General features: G+C 70.4%; 19 protein-coding genes. 6 read left to right on the forward strand and 13 right to left on the reverse strand.

Annotated elements, in window-relative coordinates; all coding sequences use genetic code 11:
- Positions 1-142 precede the first annotated feature (142 nt).
- Positions 143-1,540 (forward strand): 3-deoxy-D-arabino-heptulosonate 7-phosphate synthase, encoded by a 1,398-nt coding sequence (locus BXA00_RS00960; protein WP_076515451.1) that lies wholly within the window; start codon positions 143-145, stop codon positions 1,538-1,540.
- A 9-nt stretch (positions 1,541-1,549) separates the two neighbouring features.
- Here the strand turns inward: BXA00_RS00960 and BXA00_RS00965 are convergent, their stop codons facing one another.
- Complete coding sequence (locus tag BXA00_RS00965) at positions 1,550-2,494, reverse strand: LysR family transcriptional regulator (protein ID WP_076515454.1); 945 nt, start codon at positions 2,492-2,494, stop codon at positions 1,550-1,552.
- A gap of 91 nt (positions 2,495-2,585) precedes the next feature.
- On the opposite strand from BXA00_RS00965, the gene BXA00_RS00970 reads away from it, so the two are divergent.
- Genes BXA00_RS00970 through BXA00_RS00980 form a run of 3 tightly spaced genes read left to right on the forward strand, consistent with a single transcriptional unit; the run spans position 2,586 to position 5,832 of the window.
- Entirely contained in the window at positions 2,586-3,797 is a 1,212-nt protein-coding gene (locus BXA00_RS00970) for a CaiB/BaiF CoA-transferase family protein (protein ID WP_076515456.1), read from the forward strand.
- Positions 3,797-4,861 carry an NADPH:quinone oxidoreductase family protein gene (locus tag BXA00_RS00975; RefSeq protein ID WP_076515458.1) on the forward strand — a complete coding sequence of 355 codons (1,065 nt, stop codon included), beginning with the start codon at positions 3,797-3,799 and terminating at the stop codon, positions 4,859-4,861. Before BXA00_RS00970 ends, BXA00_RS00975 begins: the two co-directional genes overlap by 1 nt.
- On the forward strand, positions 4,810-5,832 hold the full coding sequence (locus BXA00_RS00980; protein ID WP_076515460.1) for a tripartite tricarboxylate transporter substrate binding protein: 1,023 nt from the start codon (positions 4,810-4,812) through the stop codon (positions 5,830-5,832). Before BXA00_RS00975 ends, BXA00_RS00980 begins: the two co-directional genes overlap by 52 nt.
- A gap of 24 nt (positions 5,833-5,856) precedes the next feature.
- On the opposite strand, the gene BXA00_RS00985 is transcribed toward BXA00_RS00980, so the two are convergent.
- From BXA00_RS00985 to BXA00_RS01035, 11 genes are all read right to left on the reverse strand, one after another.
- Positions 5,857-6,375, reverse strand: coding sequence for a lipocalin family protein (locus BXA00_RS00985; protein ID WP_076515462.1), 519 nt, complete (start codon positions 6,373-6,375; stop codon positions 5,857-5,859).
- An 11-nt stretch (positions 6,376-6,386) separates the two neighbouring features.
- Positions 6,387-7,469, reverse strand: a complete 1,083-nt coding sequence (locus BXA00_RS00990) for a cyclopropane-fatty-acyl-phospholipid synthase family protein (RefSeq protein WP_076515464.1) — start codon at positions 7,467-7,469, stop codon at positions 6,387-6,389.
- 11 nt (positions 7,470-7,480) lie between these two features.
- Positions 7,481-8,248, reverse strand: coding sequence for a DUF1295 domain-containing protein (locus BXA00_RS00995; protein WP_076515466.1), 768 nt, complete (start codon positions 8,246-8,248; stop codon positions 7,481-7,483).
- Positions 8,245-8,760 carry a DUF2878 domain-containing protein gene (locus BXA00_RS01000; RefSeq protein WP_231952182.1) on the reverse strand — a complete coding sequence of 172 codons (516 nt, stop codon included), beginning with the start codon at positions 8,758-8,760 and terminating at the stop codon, positions 8,245-8,247. The genes BXA00_RS00995 and BXA00_RS01000 overlap by 4 nt, the downstream gene beginning before the upstream one ends.
- Positions 8,757-10,031: a cyclopropane-fatty-acyl-phospholipid synthase family protein gene (locus BXA00_RS01005; protein WP_076515468.1), complete on the reverse strand. Its 1,275-nt coding sequence runs from the start codon at positions 10,029-10,031 to the stop codon at positions 8,757-8,759. Before BXA00_RS01005 ends, BXA00_RS01000 begins: the two co-directional genes overlap by 4 nt.
- Positions 10,028-10,804, reverse strand: a complete 777-nt coding sequence (locus BXA00_RS01010; protein WP_076515470.1) for a DUF1365 domain-containing protein — start codon at positions 10,802-10,804, stop codon at positions 10,028-10,030. Before BXA00_RS01010 ends, BXA00_RS01005 begins: the two co-directional genes overlap by 4 nt.
- The gene (locus tag BXA00_RS01015) at positions 10,801-12,066 is read right to left on the reverse strand and encodes an NAD(P)/FAD-dependent oxidoreductase (protein ID WP_076515472.1); all 1,266 of its coding nucleotides are present in this window, start codon (positions 12,064-12,066) and stop codon (positions 10,801-10,803) included. Before BXA00_RS01015 ends, BXA00_RS01010 begins: the two co-directional genes overlap by 4 nt.
- A gap of 2 nt (positions 12,067-12,068) precedes the next feature.
- Positions 12,069-13,001, reverse strand: a complete 933-nt coding sequence (locus BXA00_RS01020) for an acyl-CoA desaturase (RefSeq protein WP_076515473.1) — start codon at positions 12,999-13,001, stop codon at positions 12,069-12,071.
- A 77-nt stretch (positions 13,002-13,078) separates the two neighbouring features.
- Positions 13,079-13,981, reverse strand: a complete 903-nt coding sequence (locus BXA00_RS01025) for an alpha/beta hydrolase (protein ID WP_076515475.1) — start codon at positions 13,979-13,981, stop codon at positions 13,079-13,081.
- Between the two features lie 58 nt (positions 13,982-14,039).
- Positions 14,040-14,711 carry an anti-sigma factor domain-containing protein gene (locus BXA00_RS01030; protein WP_076515477.1) on the reverse strand — a complete coding sequence of 224 codons (672 nt, stop codon included), beginning with the start codon at positions 14,709-14,711 and terminating at the stop codon, positions 14,040-14,042.
- Positions 14,708-15,253: an RNA polymerase sigma factor gene (locus BXA00_RS01035; RefSeq protein ID WP_076515479.1), complete on the reverse strand. Its 546-nt coding sequence runs from the start codon at positions 15,251-15,253 to the stop codon at positions 14,708-14,710. Before BXA00_RS01035 ends, BXA00_RS01030 begins: the two co-directional genes overlap by 4 nt.
- 265 nt (positions 15,254-15,518) lie before the next feature.
- Here BXA00_RS01035 and BXA00_RS01040 point away from each other — a divergent pair, with 265 nt between their 5' ends.
- Entirely contained in the window at positions 15,519-16,538 is a 1,020-nt protein-coding gene (locus tag BXA00_RS01040) for a histone deacetylase family protein (protein WP_076515481.1), read from the forward strand.
- Positions 16,539-16,557: 19 nt separating this feature from the next.
- Here BXA00_RS01040 and BXA00_RS01045 read toward each other — a convergent pair whose 3' ends face one another.
- Positions 16,558-17,076 carry a GNAT family N-acetyltransferase gene (locus BXA00_RS01045; RefSeq protein ID WP_076515483.1) on the reverse strand — a complete coding sequence of 173 codons (519 nt, stop codon included), beginning with the start codon at positions 17,074-17,076 and terminating at the stop codon, positions 16,558-16,560.
- A 212-nt stretch (positions 17,077-17,288) separates the two neighbouring features.
- Here BXA00_RS01045 and BXA00_RS01050 point away from each other — a divergent pair, with 212 nt between their 5' ends.
- Positions 17,289-18,422, forward strand: a complete 1,134-nt coding sequence (locus BXA00_RS01050) for a metallophosphoesterase (protein ID WP_076515485.1) — start codon at positions 17,289-17,291, stop codon at positions 18,420-18,422.
- The last annotated feature ends 8 nt before the right edge of the window (positions 18,423-18,430 follow it).

Raw genomic sequence — 18,430 nt, forward strand, 5'->3', positions numbered from 1 at the left:
GTGTCCATTCAAGGAGAAAATATGCGTACGAATCACATCCTCGCGTTGATTGTCCTGGTCGTCGTCGTTTCGGTCGCCGTGTCGATCGTTCCCTGGTAGCGCGTTCCGGGGGCAGCGAGTCCAGCCATGCCTCGGAACCTTCATGCCCCTGCCCTGTGCGCTTTCCCTGCTCGACCAGACCTTGCGCGGCGTCGCGCGCCGCTATCGCTTGCAGGAAGCGCCCGAGGCGGCGAGCGGGCCTGAAGCTTCCGATCCGGCGACTGCGCTAGCCGTCGCCATCGAACATGCCCGCGCCTCGCTGGGCGCGGGCAGCGCGCCCGCCGAGGACACGCGCCGCGGGTTCATCGATGCGCTATCGCGCTTGATCCACGGGGCGCTGCGCGGCGATCCCGCCTTCCAGGCCATGGTGCTGCGGCACCGCTCGCCGCAGGTCCGGGAATATGCGTCGCTGTCCGCGCATGCCTCGCCGGACCACCGCAGCGTACGCACCGCGGTCGATGCGCTGGCCCATCCCGGCAAGCGGCGCGGCATGCCCGCCGGGCCGCTGCGCGACGCGCTGGCGCAACTGCATGCGGCCGCCGCGGCCGGCGACTGGTCCGCCCTGGCGCACGAGGCCGCCCGCCTCCTCGCCACGCTGGCGCCGCGCGATGACGCGGGCCCCAATGGTTCCCCCCTGACCAACGGTCTTCAACGGCTGCTCGACGACCCCGCGCTGGCGCGCCTGCGCCAGCTTGACGGGCTTGCATCCGATCCGCTTGTGCAGCGCTACCAGATGCTTTGGGCGCGGCAAGGTCCCCGCCCCGGCACCGCCGAGGCCGCCGCGCAGGGCTTGGCTTCGCGCCGCCGCGGCATCGCGGTCGAAACCCTGGCCGAACGAACGATCGCGGCGCTGGCCGATCGCCTTGCCGCCACGACCGGCGATGGCTTCCGTGTGGTCACCTCGATGCGCGTTCCGGCCTCGATGCCCGGCAACGCCGAGCGCGCCAAGACAGAATGGGACGTCGTGTTGCTCCGCCAGTCGCAGGGGGAGGACGCAACGCCTGCCTGGGACGTTTGCCTGCTGGTGGAGGCCAAGGCGTCGACGGACGCTGCGTCCACGGACCTGCCTCGCCTGCTGCGCGGCTTGCGCCTGCTGGCGCACGCCGACGCGCAGACGGTCTACCCATTCGATAGCCACCAGGGTCCGGTGCACCTGCGCGGCGCGTCGCTCGCCGCGCTGGCGACGGACGAACCCAGCCTGATGCGGACCGTGCTCTATTTCTCCGACGCACCCGCGGAGTCCGCGCCCCGGCTTCTCGGCGCCGCCAGCCGCATGCAACTGCTGTCCGCCCAGCCCAGCCTGGACTACGCCAGCCTGCTGCTCGACGGCGAGGCGCCGGATCCGCAACGGCTGGAATCCGTCTGGCATCAGTTGCTGGCGTCGCCGCGATGGGGCGCGGTACGCGAGCAGTATCCGCTGCTGCGCCAGGTGCGAGCGCTGATGGTGCACGCGGACGATCTGCAGGCCGCCATCGAACGCATCGGTGCGCCGGCGGCATAGCGCGGCGCCTCACGCCGCGGCCGTCGCGGCCCTGCCCCAATCCTGCGCATGGCGCTCGATGTGCGCGCGGAGGAAGTCGGCCAGCACGCGCGTGGCCATGGAAGGAAACCGATTGGGCGCGGTGAGCAGATAGATGGCGTCGCCCACGCCCTCGGGTTCGAACGCAGGCAGCACTTCCTGCAGCGTCCCGTCGCGAAGCTGGCTCCATACCGCATAGCGCGGCAGCAGGGCCACCCCCAGGCCAGCCAGCACCGCGTCACGCAAGAACGGATAATCCCCCGACTGCAGCCGCGGGGCGACGCGCAGGATCAGCGGGTCGCCATGGGCCTGCCTGAGCCGCAGGTCGAAACGCCGGCCCAGCGATTGCGGCGCGATCAGATCGCAGCGTCCCAGCTGCTCCATCCGATCTACCGGGCCATTGCGATCCAGGAAGTCCGGCGACGCGCACAGGCACCACTGGATGCCGCACAGCCGCCGCGCGACGTGATCCTCGGGCGGCGAGGACGTGATCTTCAGCGCGATGTCGACCTCGGCGGAAATCAGGTCGCCGATGCCGTCGTTGATGTGCACGCGCAGCGCGATGTCGGGATAGGCGCGCGCAAAATCGAGCAGCACGGGCGCCAGGTAAAGATGGCCCAGCCCCGTGGGCAGCCGGATGCGAACGTCGCCGCGCACGGTTCCATCCAGGCTGTCGATGGCGGCCTGCACCGCGCGCATTTCATCCAGCAGCCGGATGCCATGCTGGTACAGCAGCTGCCCTGCCTGCGTCAGTTCGACGTGGCGTGTGGTGCGCCGGAACAGTTGCGCGCCCAGGTCCAACTCCAGCCGTTTCAGGCGATGCGACATGTTGGACCGCGTCATGCCGCAACGCTGCGCGGCCGCGCTGAGGTTGCGCGACTCCACCATCGCCACGAACAGCCTGACGAGATTCAGGTCCGGCATATTGTCAATCATGATTCACCATTCCCGGCACAAACCGGTGGATTGTCCAATGCGTCGGCCGAGTCTAGCATCGTCCTCATTGCCCTTGAACCGATAGCAGCCCATGCCGACCTCGCCCACCGACCTCTCCTGCGCCCCCTATTCGGGACTGCGCGTGCTGGACCTCAGCCAAGGCATCGCCGGGCCGTACTGCGCGCAAATCCTGTGGCAGCAAGGCGCGGACGTGGTCAAGGTGGAACCGCCTGACGGCGACTGGGGCCGCCACGTCGGCGTGGTGCGCGACGACCAGAGCGCCCTGTCCATCGCCTACAACGTAGGCAAACGCGGCGTGTGCGTGGATGCGCGCCAGGCGCGGGGCAAAACGCTGCTTGCGGACATGGCCGGGCGCGCCGACATCGTGATCCAGAACTTCCGGCCCGGCGTTGCCGAGCGCATGGGCGTGGGTTACGACGGCCTGGCCGAGCGCCGCCCGGACCTGGTCTATGTGTCCATCAGCGGGTATGGACCCGACGGCCCCTACGCCCATGCCCCGGCCTCGGACTCCGTGATGCAGGCCGACAGCGGCCTCATGTACGCCAACCAGACGCCTGCCGGAGAGCCCCGCCGCATCGGCCTGCTGATGGCGGACATCGCGACTGCGCTGTACGCGGCGCAGGCCGCCAGCGCCGCGCTCTACCAGCGGGCGCGCAGCGGCCGCGGTCAGCACGTGCAGCTCAATCTGTTCCAGGCCTGCGCCGCCCTGCAGGTCAATGACATCCTCGCCTACGGCATCGCGGGCGAGCGCGAGGCCGTGGCGGTCAGCGCCCCCAACGGCGTGTTCCCCACCGCCGACGCGCGCCTGTCGGTACTGGCGTTGAACAATGACCAGTTCGCGCGCCTGTGCCGCGCGCTGGACCGTCCCGAATGGCTGGCCGATCCGGCGCTGTCCAGCAATGCCGCGCGCATGGCGCAGCGCGAGCGGCTGCATCGGGAGATGGCGGAGCAACTGGCGCTGCACCCCGCCTCGCATTGGGAGGAACGCCTGTCGCGCGAGGACGTGCTGCATGCGCGGGTGCGGGACTACGACGGCCTGGCCGCCCATCCGCAGGCGGCGCACCTGGGGCTGCTGGAGCCGCTGGCACAGCCGGGCGGCACGCCCCTGCCCTATGCGCGCGCGCCGGGCGCCGCCGCGCGCAGGCCGCTGCAGGCCGCGCCCGCGATCGGCCAGCACACCGTGGAGGTGCTGACCGAATGGGGCGTGGCGCCAGCGGAGATCCAGGCCATGCTGCAGGCCGGCGTGCTGCGCCAGGCCGACGCCGGCAAGGAGTCCCTGTGATGCGCGCCCTGGTCTGCCACCGCCACGGTCCGGTCGAGGACGTGCTTGTCGACGAGATCGCCGATGCCCCCGCGCCGGGGCCCGATGACGTCACCCTCGCCGTCGACTACGCCAGCGTCAGCCACGCGACCAAGCTGTTGATAGAAGGACGCTACCAGAGCCGCCCGCCCCTGCCCTTCGCGCCCGGCACGGAAGCCGCCGGCCGCGTCATCGCATGCGGCGCGAACGTCACGCGCATCAAGCCCGGGGACCGGGTGGTGGCGCTCTCGCGCTGGGGCTGCTATGCCGAGCGCCTGACCGTGCCCGAATACACGGTCTATCCGGTGCCCGACGACCTGCCGCTCCTGGCCGCCCTGCCCATCCCCATTTCGTACGGCACCGCCTGGGCGGCGCTGCTTTGGCGTGCCGCCATGCAGCCGGGCGAGACGGTGCTGGTGCTGGGCGCCGGCTCCGGCGTGGGCCTGGCGGCCGTGGAGATCGCCTCGGCGCTGGGGGCAACCGTGCTTGCCTGCGCCAGCACGCCGGCCAAGCGCCAGGCCGCGCTGGACGCCGGCGCGGCGCACGCCTTCGCGGCCGACGAGAACATGGCGCAGGCCGTCAAGGCGGCAAGCGCCGGGCGCGGCGCCGACGTGGTGCTGGACGCGGTGGGCGGCGACGCCTTCAAACGCAGCGTGCGCGCCGCGGCGGCCAATGCGCGCATGGTGTCGGTGGGTTTCGCCAGCGGCCGCATCCCCGAGGTGCCGCTGAACCTGCTGCTCGTAAAAAACATAACCCTGCATGGGTTTTTCTTTGGCCGCTACATCGGCTGGACGCCCGCTGACGAACGCATCGTCCACGCGCCCGCCGTGCAGCGGACCATGGCCACCCTGTTCGACTGGGCCCGCAGCCAGCGGATCCGGCCGGCCGTAACGGCGATCTATCCGATCACCGGTCTTGCCGCAGCACTCGCCGCCCTGGAAAGCCGACAAGTCGTCGGCAAGGTGGCGATCACGATAACGACGGAGACAACCCCATGCATGCCAACGACTTCCGGCGCGCCGCCCGGCCCCGCCGCTCCCGCGTAGCGCCCCGCCTGCGCCATCTCGCCGCCACGGCGCTCGCCCTGGGCTGCGCCTGCCTGCCCCTGGCCGCGCCGGCCGCCGACGCCTTTCCGAGCAAGCCCATCACCATGGTCGTGCCCTATCCGCCAGGCGGTCCGACCGACATCGTGGCGCGGCTGGTGGCGGCGGAAATGTCCAAGACCATCGGCCAGAACATCATCGTCGACAACAAGCCCGGCGCCAGCGGCATGATCGGCGCGGATCTCGTGGCGCGCGCCGCGCCGGATGGCTACACCTTCCTGGCCAACGCCTCGCTGCACGTCATCAACCCGTACATCTATGCGTCCATGCGCTACGACGCGTTCAAGGACTTCGTGCCCATCACGCAGCTGGCGGACGTGCCGCTGGTGCTGGTGGTGCCGCAGGCGTCCCCGGTCCGCACGGTGCAGGACCTCGTGGCGCAGGGCAAGGCCCAGCCCTTGAACTTCGGATCGGCCGGATCGGCGTCCGCGCAGCAGCTCGCGGGCGAGTCGTTCAAGGTGCGTTCCGGGCTGCGGATGCAGCACGTCCCCTACAAGGGCAGCGCCCCCGCGCTGACGGACCTGGTGGGCGGACAGATCCAGCTGATGTTCGACTCCATGCCTTCGGCGATGCCGTTCATCAAGTCCGGCAAGCTGCGCGCGGTGGCCGTCACCACCGCCCGCCGCGTGGACGAACTGCCCGACGTGCCCACCATGGCCGAATCCGGCTTCCCCGGCTTTGACATCAGCACCTGGTACGGCCTGTGGGCGCCCAAGGGCACGCCGCCGGCCATCGTGGCCAAGCTCTCCGAACACGCGGCCCGCGCGCTCAAGCAACCCAACGTCGTGACGCAATACGCCGGCCTGGGCGCCAAGCCGGTGGGATCGGACCCCGCGACCTTCGCGCGGTTTAACGTGTCCGAGGGAGAAAAGTGGCGCGACATCGTCAAGGCGGCGCAGATCGTGCCGCAGTAGTGGAAATCGCGGACCGGCTGGGGTTCACCGGTCGCAGCGCTGCGGCACCTTGCGCGGGGTTTCCGTGTAGCCCAGCGCTGCCACCCTGCGCAGCAGGTCGGCGTAGACCGCGTCGTCCAGGCAGGGCACGCGCGCCATGACCCAGACGTAATCGCGCTTGGAACGGCCGATGATGGTGGTCTGGTAGTCCTCGTCCAGGTAGGCGATGACGTACTCGGCCTTGATGGGCCAGATGAACTGCATGCCCCAGACCGCGTTGCCGGTGTCCGGCCGCACGGTGGCCACCGGGTGCATGGTGTCGACCGGGGCGTCGAAGCTGCCGTCGCGGTAGCGGAAGTCGGTCTGCACCCGGCCGTCCGGCAGCCGCCGGTAGCTTTCGACCGCGTCGTAGGCGTTGCGCTCGGGCCAACTGGGAATGTGCGCGATCACATACCAGTCGCCCATGAAGCGGTCCAGATCCACCTGGGCCACCGGCGGCATGGGCGGCGGCGACGCGCAGCCGGCCAGCAGGGCGGCCGCGGCGATGTACAGGGTTCGCAGCATGATGGTTCTCCTCAGGGCCGCGTGTAGCGGTAATGCCCCACGCCCCATTGCTGGCCGGCGTCATAGCCGAAGAGCTCGGCGCACGCCATCCAGAACATGCGCCAGCGCTGGTTCCACAGTGCGGCCAGCGGCGCGCCGTAGGCCTGCCCCAGCACCGCCATCGCCTGGCCGCGCCGCGCATCCTGGTTGGCGAGCCAGTGGTTGGCGGTGCGCGCATAGTGCGTGCCATCCAGGAACCAGCGCTCTTCCAACTGCAGGTCGCGCTGGAAGTGCAGCAAGGTATGCGCCGACGGCATGATGCCGCCGGTGAAGAAATGCCGTCCCATCCAGTTGTCGGCCCCCTCGGTCTCGAACGGATAAGCGCGTTCGCGGTGCGCGAAGATGTGCACGAACAGCTTGCCGCCGGGCCGCAGCCACTGGGCGATGCGCGCCAGCAGGTCCTGGTAGTTGCGCATGTGTTCGAACATTTCCACGGAGACGCAGCGGTCGAAGGCGGCGCCGGGCAGCGTCAGCACGTTGACGTCGCACGTCACGACCCGCACGTGCGACCAGCCCCGCTCGCGGCAGCGCGCCTCGATGTGCTGGCGCTGGGTGGCGGAATTGGACACCGCCGTGATGCGCGCGTTGGGAAACTGCTCGGCCATCCACAAGGTCAACGAGCCCCAGCCGCACCCCAGCTCCAGGATGTCCTGGCCGTCGGCCAGCCCGGCGCGCTCGCCGTACAGGCGCAGCATGGCGAGCTCGGCCTGGTCCAGCGTTTCGCCGCCGGTCGGGTAGTAGCAGCTTGAATACTTCATCCGCGCGCCCAGGCACAGCTGGAAGAAGGCGGTGGGCAATTCATAGTGCTGGGCGTTGGCGGCGTCGGTATGAATGGCCACGGCGCTGGCGCGCAGCCCGGCGATGAGTTGGCGGTCGCGCTCGGTCCAGGCGTCGATGCCGCCGGCATATTCCTGCGCCAGGCGCTGGGCGCACAGGCGCCGCATGCCCAGCCGCAGCAGCGCGTCGGGCAGCAAGCCGCGTTCGGCCAGCCCGAGCAGGCCGGGCGCGGGGCGATCGGCGGCCAGGGGAGTGTCGTGCAAGGTGGCGGTCGTCATGGCATGCCTCGTCAGTGTTTGGGAAACCAGGGAAAGAAGGCCGACGTGCGGTGCTGATAGTCGCGGTAGTCGTCGCCGCGCGTGCGCAGCGCCTGCTGCTCGGTGAACGGAATGCCGCTGATCCAGCGCAGGAACACGTACATCAGCACCGGTCCCAGCCAGGCCATCCACTGCAGCGGCGACCCCCAGGCCAGGGCGACATAGCCGAACCAGTGGCACCATTCGAAGAAATAGTTGGGATGGCGCGAATAGCGCCACAGGCCCTCGCGGCAGGTGCGGCCGCGATGGGCGGGGTCGTCGCGGAAGCGGTCGAGCTGGCGGTCGGCGGTCACCTCGCCCGACAGCGCCGCCAGCCAGATCAGCAGGCCCAGGACCACCGGCCAGCCTTGCGCCGGACTGGCGCCGACCGCCAGGAACGGCAGGCAGAACAACATCACCAAACCGGCCTGGAACATGAACAGGCCGAAGAACTTGCCCTGGTGGCCCTGCCAATGCTCGCGCAGCGCGCGATAACGTCCGTCCTCGCCCTGGCGCACGCGGCGCCACAGATGCCAGGCCAGCCGCAACGACCAGACGCCCGCCATCAGCGCCAGCGCCAGCCGGGCCGCGATGCTGCCCGTGCCGGTGGCGGCGATCAGGCAGGCGGCCGCGCCCATGCCCAGCGCCCACACCACGTCGACGATGCCGGCATTGGCGCGGCGGCGCTGCCAGCCCCAGGCCAGCGCCATCGCGACGATCATGCCGGCCGCGATGCATAACCATTGCTGCCAGATCGTCATGATGCCTCCCGAGTCCAGCGCCGCGCGCCCGCGGTCAACGCCGGCAATGCCAGCGCCCAGCCCGCCGCCAGCGCGGCGGTGGCGCGCCACGCTGGCGGTTCGAATTGCACCGACTGCCAGCCACGCGCGGCGCCCCAATAGGCCAGCGGTCCGCCAATCGCGCCGACCGCGCAGGCCAGCCAGGGCCGCGGGCGCAGATAGGCCAGCGAATGGTTCAGGGTCAGCGCGAACGCCGCCCACAACGCCAGGATCCAGGCCGGCGCGAACCAGCCGTCGGCGGCATAGCGCGCCCAACCCAGCGCGGACAGCGTGCCGTCCAGCGCCATGCCGCAGATCACGGCGGCTCCGGCCAGGCGCAGATCGGCGCGCGCCGTGGCCGACGCCGCCAGCTGGGCCACGATGAAGACCAGGGCGGCGGCCACGCCCGGCCAGGCCAGGCCGCGGCCCGCGCCGATCACGGCGCAGAACCACACGAGCTGGTAGCCGATCAGGTTGGCCCAGAACCGCATCATGCGTCCTCCCTCACCCAGCGCGCGCCCGTGACGCGCGCCTGCGGATGCGTCAGCAGCAGGTGCGCGACGCCGATCGAGCGCTCGCGAAAGCCGCCTTCGCAATACGCCAGATAGAACTCCCACAGCCGGCAGAAGCGCGCGTCAAAGCCTTGCGCCCGCACCTGCGGCAGCCGCGCCAGGAAGCGCTCGCGCCAGGCTTGCAGGGTGCGCGCATACGACAGGCCGAAATCTTCCAGGTGCACCAGGGCCAGGTCGCAGGCGCGCGTCTTGGCGCGCAGCATGGCGTCGATCGACGGGATGAAGCTGCCCGGAAAGATGTGGCGCTTGATGAAGTCGACCGACGCCAGCGCCTGCTGGTAGCGGTGGTCTTCGATGGTGATGGCCTGGATCAGCGCCCGGCCGCGCGGGTCGAGCAGGTTGGCGACCTGGCGGAAATAGGTCTCCAGGAAGTTCGCGCCGACCGCCTCGATCATCTCCACCGACACCAGTTTGTCGTATTGCCCCTGCAGGTCGCGGTAGTCCCGCAGCACGACGTCGACACGGTCCTGCAAGCCGGCGGCGCGCACGCGCTCGACCGCCAGGTCGTGTTGCTCGCGCGACAGCGTGGCGGTCGTGACATGGCAGCCGTAGTGGCGCGCCGCGTGGATCGCGAAGCCGCCCCACCCGCTGCCGATCTCCACGACGCGGTCCGTGGGCCGCAGTTCCAGCTTGCGGCAGATCGTCTCCAGCTTGCGATGGGAGGCCGCTTCCAGCGTGTCGTCGCCGTCGGCCCACATTGCCGACGAATACATCAGGTCATCCGACAGGAACAGCCCGAAGAACGTGTTGCCCAGGTCGTAGTGCGCGGCGATGTTGCGCCGGCTGCCCGCGCGGGTGTTGGCATTGCCGGCATGCCAGCGCCGGAGCGCCCAGCCGGCCAGCCGCGCCAGGCCGGATTCCATGGCGTCCAGCGTGTCGCGGTTGCGCACCAGCAGGCGCACCAGGCCGACCAGGTCATCGCAGCGCCACAGGCCGTCGCCATAGGCTTCGCCCGCGCCGACGCTGCCTTGCGCCGCCACCAGCCGGTAGAACCCCAGGTCGCTCACGGTCAGGCGCACGCAGGGATCGCCCCGGCCCAGCGTGACGCTGCCCAGGCTGTCCTCGATCAGCAGCTGGCCATGGTCCAGCGCCGCCAGGCTGGCGAACAGGCGCTGGCGCAACAGGCGGTCGAGCGGGCCGGCGCGGCGGCTGGCCGCGATCGAAGCGTGTTCAGAGGGCGTCATGGGCTTCATTTCGGTTCTCCGTTGGGCGTGCGGGGATGGTCGTAGACGGGGTTGCGCTTGAGCCACAGGCACAGCGCCTGCCAGTGGATGGCGCCGATGACCTGCAGCGTCATCAGCGGATAGCGCCACAGCAGCCGGGCCAGCGCCGCGCCGTCGAGCGCCCGGCGTTGCAGATCCAGGCGCGCGTCGAACTGCGCCACGCCCTGGCGGCTGACGCGCATGTGCACGCGCAGGTCGTCCGCCGGTGCGGTGAAGCGCCAGTCGTAGGCGCAGTCCATGGGCATGAAGGGCGACACGTGGAAGCGCTTGTCGAAGCGCCAGGCCAGCGCCGCGCCCTCGCGCTCGGCGGCGGCGGCCGGCAGCACCACGCAATGGCGCTGCTTCCAGGGGGTATTGGTGATTTCCGCCACGATCGCGGCCAGCGTGCGGCCGTCGGCTTCAAAGCAGTAGTAAAAGCTGACCGGGTTGAAGACATAGCCCGCGTAGCGCGGATGCGCCAGCAACCTGATCGGCCCGCCCGGCACGTCCCCCAGGCTCGCCCGCAGGCGTTCGCGCACGGCCTGCGCCAGCGGCAGCCCGCCGTCCGCGTCCAGGTAATCGGCGCGGCGCCATTGCGCCAGGTTGGGCCGTTCGACCGACCACAGCCAACGCCCCTGGAACACCTGATCGATCTCGTCCAGGTCCAGATAGAGCTGGGCCATGCGGTAGCCGAAGCCATGCGCATGCGGGTGGTGGCGCCGGTGCGTCACCCTGCCCTCGTAGACGGCGCTTTGCAGCGTCATGCCGCCTCCCGGTCCCACGCCTGCGGCCTGGACTGGATGGCGTGCACGACGTCCAGCGCGCTGGCCACGCCATCCTCGTGAAACCCCCAGCCCCAATAGGCGCCGGCGTACCAGGTGCGTCCCCGGCCCGAGATGTCCGCGCGGCGCGCCTGCGCGGCCACCGACGCATGGGTGTAGACGGGATGGTGATAATGCATGCGCGCCAGCACGTGCGCCGGGTCGATGGCGTCGCTGCGGTTCAGCGTCACGACGAACGGCCGCGGCGACTCGATGCCCTGCAGCAGGTTCATGCAATAGCTGACCGAGCATGGCGCGGCCGGGTCGGCCGGCACATAGGCATTCCAGGCGGCCCAGGCCTTGCGTTGACGCGGCAGCAGGCGCGCGTCGGTATGCAGCACCACGTCGTTGTCCTGGTAGGCGATGGCGCCCAGCACCTCGCGCTCCTCTCGCGTCGGGTCCGCCAGCAGCGCCAGCGCCTGGTCGCTGTGGCAGGCGAAGATCACTTCGTCATGGGGTTCCTGGCCGTCGCGCGTGACCACCCGCACGCCGGCGGCGTGGCGCCTGACGCTGCGCACGGGACAACCGAGCCGCTCGCGCACCGTCCAGCGCTGGCGCATCGCATCGATGTAGCGGCGCGATCCGCCCCGCACCACGCGCCACTGCGGCCGGCCGCTGATCCGCAGCATCTGGTGGTTGGCCATGAACTGCACCAGGTAGCGCGCCGGGAATTCCAGGATGCGGGCCGCCGGCGACGACCACAGCGCCGACGCCATCGGGATCAGGTGATCGGTGCGAAAGGCGTCGCCATACCGGTGTTGCGCCAGATAATCGCCCAGCGTCGGGCCCGGATCGGGCGAGTCCAGCAGCGTCGGGGCCTGGCGGTAAAACCGCAGCAGGTCGCGCACCATGCCCAGGAAGCGGGGCGACACCAGGTTGCGCCGCTGGCAGAACAGCGTGTCCAGCGAGGTCGCGTTGTAGGCCAGGCCATCGGCCTCCTTGTGGACCGAAAAACTCATGGTCGTGGGCTGCGACGCCACGCCCAGTTCATCCAGCAGGGCCGTGAAGTGCGGATAGTTGAGCGGGTTGTGGACGATGAAACCGCTGTCGACCTGATACGGCCGGCCGTCCAGCTCCACCGTATGCGTGTGCGTATGCCCGCCCAGGTAGTCATTGGCCTCGTACAGCGTGACCTCGTGGTCGCGGCCCAGCTTCCAGGCGCAGACCAGTCCCGCGATGCCCGAGCCGATGATCGCGATGCGCATGTTCACTCCTTGGCGGCGGCCAGCGCCCAGGCCGGCACGGGTTTGAGGTCCCAGATCAGGCCGGCGGCCGCCAGAAGGCGCAGGCCGTACCAGGTGATGTCGATCTCGCGGGCGCGGAACCCCTGCCGCGCCGAGCCCGGATAAAAGTGATGGTTGTTGTGCCAGCCCTCGCCGAAGGTCAGCAGCGCCAGCCAGGCGTTGTTGCGGCTGTCGTCGTCGGTGTCGTAGCGGCGCTTGCCGTAGCGGTGCGCGAGCGAGTTGATGGTGACGGTGGCATGAAAGAGCGCGACGGTCGAAACGAAAAAGCCCCAGACCAGCATCTGCGGCCCGTCGGTGCCCAGGCCGGGCGCAACGCGCTCCAGCAGCGCGCCCAGGCCATAGCAGCCCAGGGCCAGGGCGAGCGGCACCGCCGCGTCGTAGCGGTCGAGCCAGCGCAGTTCGGCGTAGCCGCGCAGGTCCGGCACGCGCGCCAGGTCGGTGGCGAAGGCGCGGCGCGTCAGGAACCAGCCCATGTGGCTCCACCAGAAGCCATGGCGGCGCGGCGAATGCAGATCCTGTTCGCCGTCGGCATGGCGATGATGGTGGCGATGGTGGGCCGCCCACCACAGCGGCCCGCGCTGCGCGCAAGATGCGCCCAGCACGGCGAACGCGAGTTGCATGCCGCGCGAGGTGCGGAAGGTGCGATGCGAGAAATAGCGGTGATAGAACCCGGTGAGGGCGAACATGCGCAGGGCGTACAGCGCCGCCGCCAGCGCCAGCGCCGCGGGCGACACGCCGGTCCACAGCGCCCCCAGGCAGCCGATGTGCAACAACGCAAAGGGCAAGGCGCGGGTCCAGTCGATGCGATCGGGATCGCCGCCCGGCGCGTCCTGCGCCTGCGTATCGACCCAGCGCCTGATCGAAGCGGTCCAGCCTGCGAAAACGGAGCGCATCATGATGTCCTGTGTGAAACGTGTCGGGATATACGGGCGGGCGGCCGCAACGGATGCGTCGGATGCATCAGTGAAAACCCTTATTTCTGGCGCGCCGCGTTCGGGCAGGGATGGGCCACGAACGCGTCCAGGTCGTCAAGCACCGGCGCGCGCCAGCGCAGCGGGCGCGACAGCGTGCCCACCAGCAGCTTGTGGCCGAGGTCGGGGTAGGTCACCAACCTCGCGCACGCGCCGGCGGTTTGCAGGGCGGCGGCCAGGCTGGCGCTGTTGCGGCGCGGGTCGACCGTGGTATCGGCCGCGCCGGTCAAGAGCAGGCCGGGCGGCGCAGCCGCGCTGACGTGGTGGATGGGTTGCGAGTCGGGCGGCGTGTCCGGGTAGCCGAACACCGGCCGCAGCGTGCGCGAGACGATGGGCAGGAAGTCATAGGGCCCGGCCAGGCCGATCCAGCCCGCCAGCGCCGCGGGGCTGGAGCCGGCGCCGCCCAGCCAGCGCCCGTCCAGCGCCAGCATGGCGGCGATGTAGCCGCCGGCGCTGTGGCCGGCGACGAAGACGCGCCGCGGATCGCCGCCATGGTCGGCGATATGGCGCTGGGTCCAGGCGACCGCCAGGGCGGCGTCGCGCAGGAATTCCGGGTAGCCGGCTTCGGGATAGAGCCGGTAATCGACAACGACCGCGACCATGCCGCGCGCCGCCAGCGCGTCGCCGACGAAACGGTAGTCGGCCCGTTCCCCGCTGCGCCAGCTGCCGCCATAGAAGAACACCACCACGGGCGCATTCACCGCGCCGGGCGGCCGGTACACGTCCAGCCGCTGGCGCGCCAGCGGACCGTAGGCCAGTCCCGCCGAGACCCGGTGGGCGTCGTCGGGCACGGCGCCATTGAGCACCGTCAGGGGCGAACAGGCGGCCAGCAGGCCAAGGGCCAGCGCGGCCAGGACCACGATGGCAAGCAGGCCGCGCGGGCCTGCGGTAATCCAGGAAGACATGAGGGGCTCCGCAATGGAATACCCCTCTATACGTGGTCCGGCCCGCTTTGGATGCGGCTCAGATCTTGAGCACGTCGCCGCTCATGATGACCGGCCCGGTCGGTTTGCCCGACGGCGATCCGCCCGGCGGTTCAAGCGTGATGGCCAGCTTCTGTATGCCTTCCAGGCCCTGGCTGCGCCGCAGCGCCGTCTGGCCATCGGGCGCCACCACGCCGACCGATTGCGGCGCCTGCCCGGGCGGGATCACCCACAGCTCCAGCGCCTTGCCGCCGGCGCGCGAGGCCAGGTCCTGCAGGGCGTGGACATGCAGGCCGCCGCGCTCGTCGGCGCGCACCACCAGCATGGCCTGCGCCTCCGGGCTTTGCAGCACCGCCATCAATTGCGTGCGCGCGGCGCGGTCGACCTGCATCGGGTAGACCACCACCCCGGCCACCAGCACCGCCGCCAGCGCGCCGCTGAGCACGCGCCAGAAAGCCAGGCCCTGCCAGCCGCGGGCGCCGCCCGGCTTCAGGCGCGCTTCGATGGCGCGCCAGACGCGGCGCGGCGGCACGCGCGTAGGCAGCGACCACAGCAGCGGATAGATGTCGTTTTCCCAGTCGCGCACCTGGCGGCGCAGGTTGGCGTCGGCGGCCATCAGGCCCTCGAAGCGGCGGCGCGCGCCGCCCCGCATGGCGCCGGCCACGTAGTCGGCGGCCAGCCGCGCGCGCAGTTCGGGATCGCTGTAGTTCATGACAGGCACCTCTTGAGCCGGTCCATGCCGCGCCGCACCCAGCTCTTGATCGTGCCCAGCGGCGCCTGCAGGCGCCGGGCAATCTCGCTGTGGCTGAGGTCATCGAAGAAGGACAGCGCGATGGCGGTGCGTTGCTGCCCCTCCAGTTGTTTCAGGCAGTCGGCCAGGCGCTGGCCGTCCTGGTCGCGTTGCAGGCGCTCGAAGGGGCCGGGCGCGTCGTCGGCCCAGGCCTGCGTCAGCTCGCCGTCGGCGTCGGGACGCTCCAGGTCCGGCCTGCGCAGCAGGTCGATGCAGCGATTGCGCACGATGCGCGTCATCCAGGTCATGACTTGGCTCTGCTCCGAAGAATAGCGGGCGGCGTTGCGCCAGATATTGATGAAGCTGTCCTGGAGGACTTCCTCCGCCCAGTCGCTTCGCCGCAATATACGTACGGCAAGCGCAAATAGATGCGGGGACGTCTGTTGATAGAGTTCGGCCAGCGCGGATTCCTGGCCGCGGGCGCAGTCCTGTATCAATGCCTGCAGACGAAGCGGGTCGGGCATGGCGGCTATCCGGGTCACTGATGATGCGGCCGCGCGCGGGAAACCGGCGCGCGGGAGGGACGGAAGTCTTCGTGCGCATGATACAGGCAAGTCCCCCGCGCGGGCGGCGGCCATCTTTAAGGCCGGCCGCGCGCGCGGCCTGGGGTAATCCCCCATAAGCAGGGGGTGGCCGCTGGATAAGAATTCATGGTTTTCTCTCTGGTTTATTCCCACGGCCGCCTCGCATCTGGCGAGCAGTCCACATTAGGCATCAGGGGTCCCTGGCATGAAGGCGTTTTTCCACGACGATCAAAAGCTGCACCATCCGCAGACCTACTTCTCGCGCGGCAAGATGCGCACGCCGCAGGAGGTGCCCTCGCGCCTGGACGGCCTGGTGCAGGCGGCCCGCAAGCTGGGATTCGACGTGCAGGCCCCGGCCGACCACGGCGCCGGGGCGCTGGCGGCGGTGCACAGCCTGGACTACCTGCGCTTCCTGCAGGACGCCCATGAAGACTGGATGAAGCTCCCCGGAGACTGGGGCGGCGAAGTGGTGTCCAACGTCTTCGTGCGCGAACCCAACGCCCTGCGCGGCGTGCTGGCCAAGGCGGGGCGCTATCTGGCCGACGGCAGTTGCCCGGTCGGCCCGAAGACCTGGCATTCGGCATACTGGTCGGCGCAATGCGCCATCGCGGGCGCCGAGACGCTGCTGGCCGGCGACCGCCACGCCTACGCCATCTGCCGGCCGCCCGGCCACCACGCCCGGCGCGACGCCGCGGGCGGCTTCTGCTACCTGAACAACGCGGCCATCGCCGCGCAGCGCCTGACGGCCCGCTTTCCGCGCGTGGCCATCCTGGACACCGACATGCACCATGGCCAGGGCATACAGGAGATCTTTTACGCGCGCAGCGACGTGCTCTACGTGTCCATCCACGGCGATCCCGAAAACTTCTACCCGGTGGTGGCGGGCTTCGAGGACGAGCGCGGCGCCGGCGAAGGCCTGGGCTACAACATCAACCTGCCGATGCCGCACGGCTCGCCCGAATCGGTGTTTTTCGACCGGCTGGCGCAGGCCCGCCGCGCGATCGAACTGTTCCAGCCCGATGCCCTGGTGCTGTCGCTGGGCTTCGACATCTTCGAGAAGGATCCGCAGGCCATGGTCAGCGTGAGCGAAGACGGCTTCGAGCGCCTGGGCCGGGAAGTCGGCGGCCTGGTCCTGCCGACGCTGATCGTGCAGGAAGGCGGCTACTACATCGAAGGCCTGGAATCCAACGCCCGGCGATTCTTCACGGGCCTGGGCGCCGCCTGATCCGGCGCGGGCCGTCCCGCTACGCGCCGCGGCCGACCGGCAGGCGCATCGCCACGCGCCGCTGCGCGGGCAGGCCGTGGCGCGCCTCGGCCTGCAGCACCGCGTGCAATCGCGAGCCCGGCAACGCCGGGTCCGGCTGGAATCCCAGCCGCGCATACCAGGCCTCATTCCACGCGACATCGCGGAAGGTCGTCAGGGTGACGGCGTGCATGCCCGCGCGCAGGGCATGCTGCAGCGCCGCGCGCATGAGCTGCCTGCCCACGCCCTTGCGCTGATGGCCGGCGTCGACGGCCAGCTCCCACACGTGCAGGTCGTCGCCGAAGGCTTCGGCGGCCAGAAATCCGCACAACTGCCCCGCGTCCGTGTGCGCCACCCAGGACGTTCCCTGCGCGATCAGCCGCTGGTGCGCGGCGTCGGACATCGCGTCATCGTCGGCGATCCATTCCAGGCCCGCAACGCCGCGAAACAGCGCGCCGGCCGACCGCTCGATGGCGGGCAGCAGGGCGGCGTCTTCAGGGCGGGCGGGGCGTATCGGCATGGGAGGGCGGGCGGTCGAGTTCTGGCGGCCGTGATTCTACGCCGCCTCACGCCGCGCGGCAGGCGCGGGGCCATGCCGCCACGGCGCGCCATGTTGCAGTATTCGCCGGCAATCCGGTGTTTAATCGGCGCTCCCTCGCGGGACACGCCGACCGGGCCACGGCGCCTGCCGCGCCCGGCGGCCTTCACAACAAGATCACCAGGATTTCGCACGTGTTTCATGTCATCACCGGCCTCATCGCGCTCTACGTCATCTGGCGCTTCGTCTGGCCACTGCACTGGCCCGCCGCGGGCAGGATGCTGCTGGCCGTATTGGTGCTGCTGTCCGCCGAGCACCATCTCATCACCCGCAACTTCTTCGGGACCATGGCCTCGCCCGAAGTGCCCGCCGCCGTGCTGATGGCGCTGGGCGCGGCGTTCGGCGCGGTCATCCTGCTGGCCCTGTTCCTGTTCATCCGGGACGGGGCAGGCCTGGCCCTGTCGGCGTTTTCGCGCAGCCGGGGACGCGCCCTGCTCGCCTGCCCGCGCCTGCGCACGGGGCTGGCGTGCGCCGCGATGGCGCTGTCCGTGCTGGGCGTCTGGCAGGCGGTGCGCGTGCCGGAGGTCAAGACGATCGAAGTCGCCCTGCCCCACCTGCCGCGCGCGTATGACGGCTTTCGCATCGTGCACCTGACGGACCTGCACGCCAGCCGGCTGCTTCAGGCCGACTGGATGCGAGCGGTGGTCGCCCGCGCCAATGCGCTCGAGCCGGACCTGACGCTCATCACCGGCGACCTGGTCGATGGCACGCCCGCGGCGCGCGCCGCCGACGTGCAGCCGCTGGCCGACCTGCGCGCGCCGCACGGCGTGGTGGCGATCCCGGGCAATCACGAGTACTACGCCGAATACCTCGGCTGGCTGCAGGCCTTCGAGAAGCTTGGCCTGCGCATGCTGCTCAATGCGCACATGACCCTAGAACGCGACGGCCAGCCGCTCGTGCTGGCAGGCATCACCGACAGCACGGCGGCGCGCGTGGGCCAGCCGCTGCCCGATATCGATGCGGCCATGAAGGGCGTGCCGCCCGCGTCGGCGGTGATCCTCTTGAGCCATCGCCCAGTCGGCGCCGAGCGCCATGCCCAGGCCGGCGCCGGCCTGCAGCTGTCCGGCCATACGCACGGCGGACAGATCCTGGGTCCGCACCTGCTCACGCAGTTGGCCAACGAGGGCTACGTGTCGGGCATGTACCAGGTTGGCGGCATGCAGCTCTACGTGAGCAATGGGGCGGGCCTGTGGCCCGGCTTTCCCATCCGGCTGGGCCGCCCGTCCGAGATCACGCAGATCGTGCTGCGCGCCGGCCCGCCCGCCTGACGCCAACG

The organism is Achromobacter sp. MFA1 R4, from assembly GCF_900156745.1.
Taxonomy (GTDB): domain Bacteria; phylum Pseudomonadota; class Gammaproteobacteria; order Burkholderiales; family Burkholderiaceae_B; genus Achromobacter.

Coding starts and splice junctions, on each gene's coding strand:
- BXA00_RS00980 (WP_076515460.1), top strand. CDS start 4,810: ATGCATGCCAACGACTTCCGGCGCGCCGCCCGGCCCCGCCGCTCCCGC.
- BXA00_RS01015 (WP_076515472.1), bottom strand. CDS start 12,066: ATGCGCATCGCGATCATCGGCTCGGGCATCGCGGGACTGGTCTGCGCC.
- BXA00_RS01030 (WP_076515477.1), bottom strand. CDS start 14,711: ATGAACTACAGCGATCCCGAACTGCGCGCGCGGCTGGCCGCCGACTAC.
- BXA00_RS00960 (WP_076515451.1), top strand. CDS start 143: ATGCCCCTGCCCTGTGCGCTTTCCCTGCTCGACCAGACCTTGCGCGGC.
- BXA00_RS01035 (WP_076515479.1), bottom strand. CDS start 15,253: ATGCCCGACCCGCTTCGTCTGCAGGCATTGATACAGGACTGCGCCCGC.
- BXA00_RS00995 (WP_076515466.1), bottom strand. CDS start 8,248: ATGACGATCTGGCAGCAATGGTTATGCATCGCGGCCGGCATGATCGTC.
- BXA00_RS01025 (WP_076515475.1), bottom strand. CDS start 13,981: ATGTCTTCCTGGATTACCGCAGGCCCGCGCGGCCTGCTTGCCATCGTG.
- BXA00_RS01020 (WP_076515473.1), bottom strand. CDS start 13,001: ATGATGCGCTCCGTTTTCGCAGGCTGGACCGCTTCGATCAGGCGCTGG.
- BXA00_RS01010 (WP_076515470.1), bottom strand. CDS start 10,804: ATGACGCTGCAAAGCGCCGTCTACGAGGGCAGGGTGACGCACCGGCGC.
- BXA00_RS01040 (WP_076515481.1), top strand. CDS start 15,519: ATGAAGGCGTTTTTCCACGACGATCAAAAGCTGCACCATCCGCAGACC.
- BXA00_RS00975 (WP_076515458.1), top strand. CDS start 3,797: ATGCGCGCCCTGGTCTGCCACCGCCACGGTCCGGTCGAGGACGTGCTT.
- BXA00_RS00985 (WP_076515462.1), bottom strand. CDS start 6,375: ATGCTGCGAACCCTGTACATCGCCGCGGCCGCCCTGCTGGCCGGCTGC.
- BXA00_RS00990 (WP_076515464.1), bottom strand. CDS start 7,469: ATGACGACCGCCACCTTGCACGACACTCCCCTGGCCGCCGATCGCCCC.
- BXA00_RS01045 (WP_076515483.1), bottom strand. CDS start 17,076: ATGCCGATACGCCCCGCCCGCCCTGAAGACGCCGCCCTGCTGCCCGCC.
- BXA00_RS01005 (WP_076515468.1), bottom strand. CDS start 10,031: ATGAAGCCCATGACGCCCTCTGAACACGCTTCGATCGCGGCCAGCCGC.
- BXA00_RS01000 (WP_231952182.1), bottom strand. CDS start 8,760: ATGATGCGGTTCTGGGCCAACCTGATCGGCTACCAGCTCGTGTGGTTC.
- BXA00_RS00965 (WP_076515454.1), bottom strand. CDS start 2,494: ATGATTGACAATATGCCGGACCTGAATCTCGTCAGGCTGTTCGTGGCG.
- BXA00_RS00970 (WP_076515456.1), top strand. CDS start 2,586: ATGCCGACCTCGCCCACCGACCTCTCCTGCGCCCCCTATTCGGGACTG.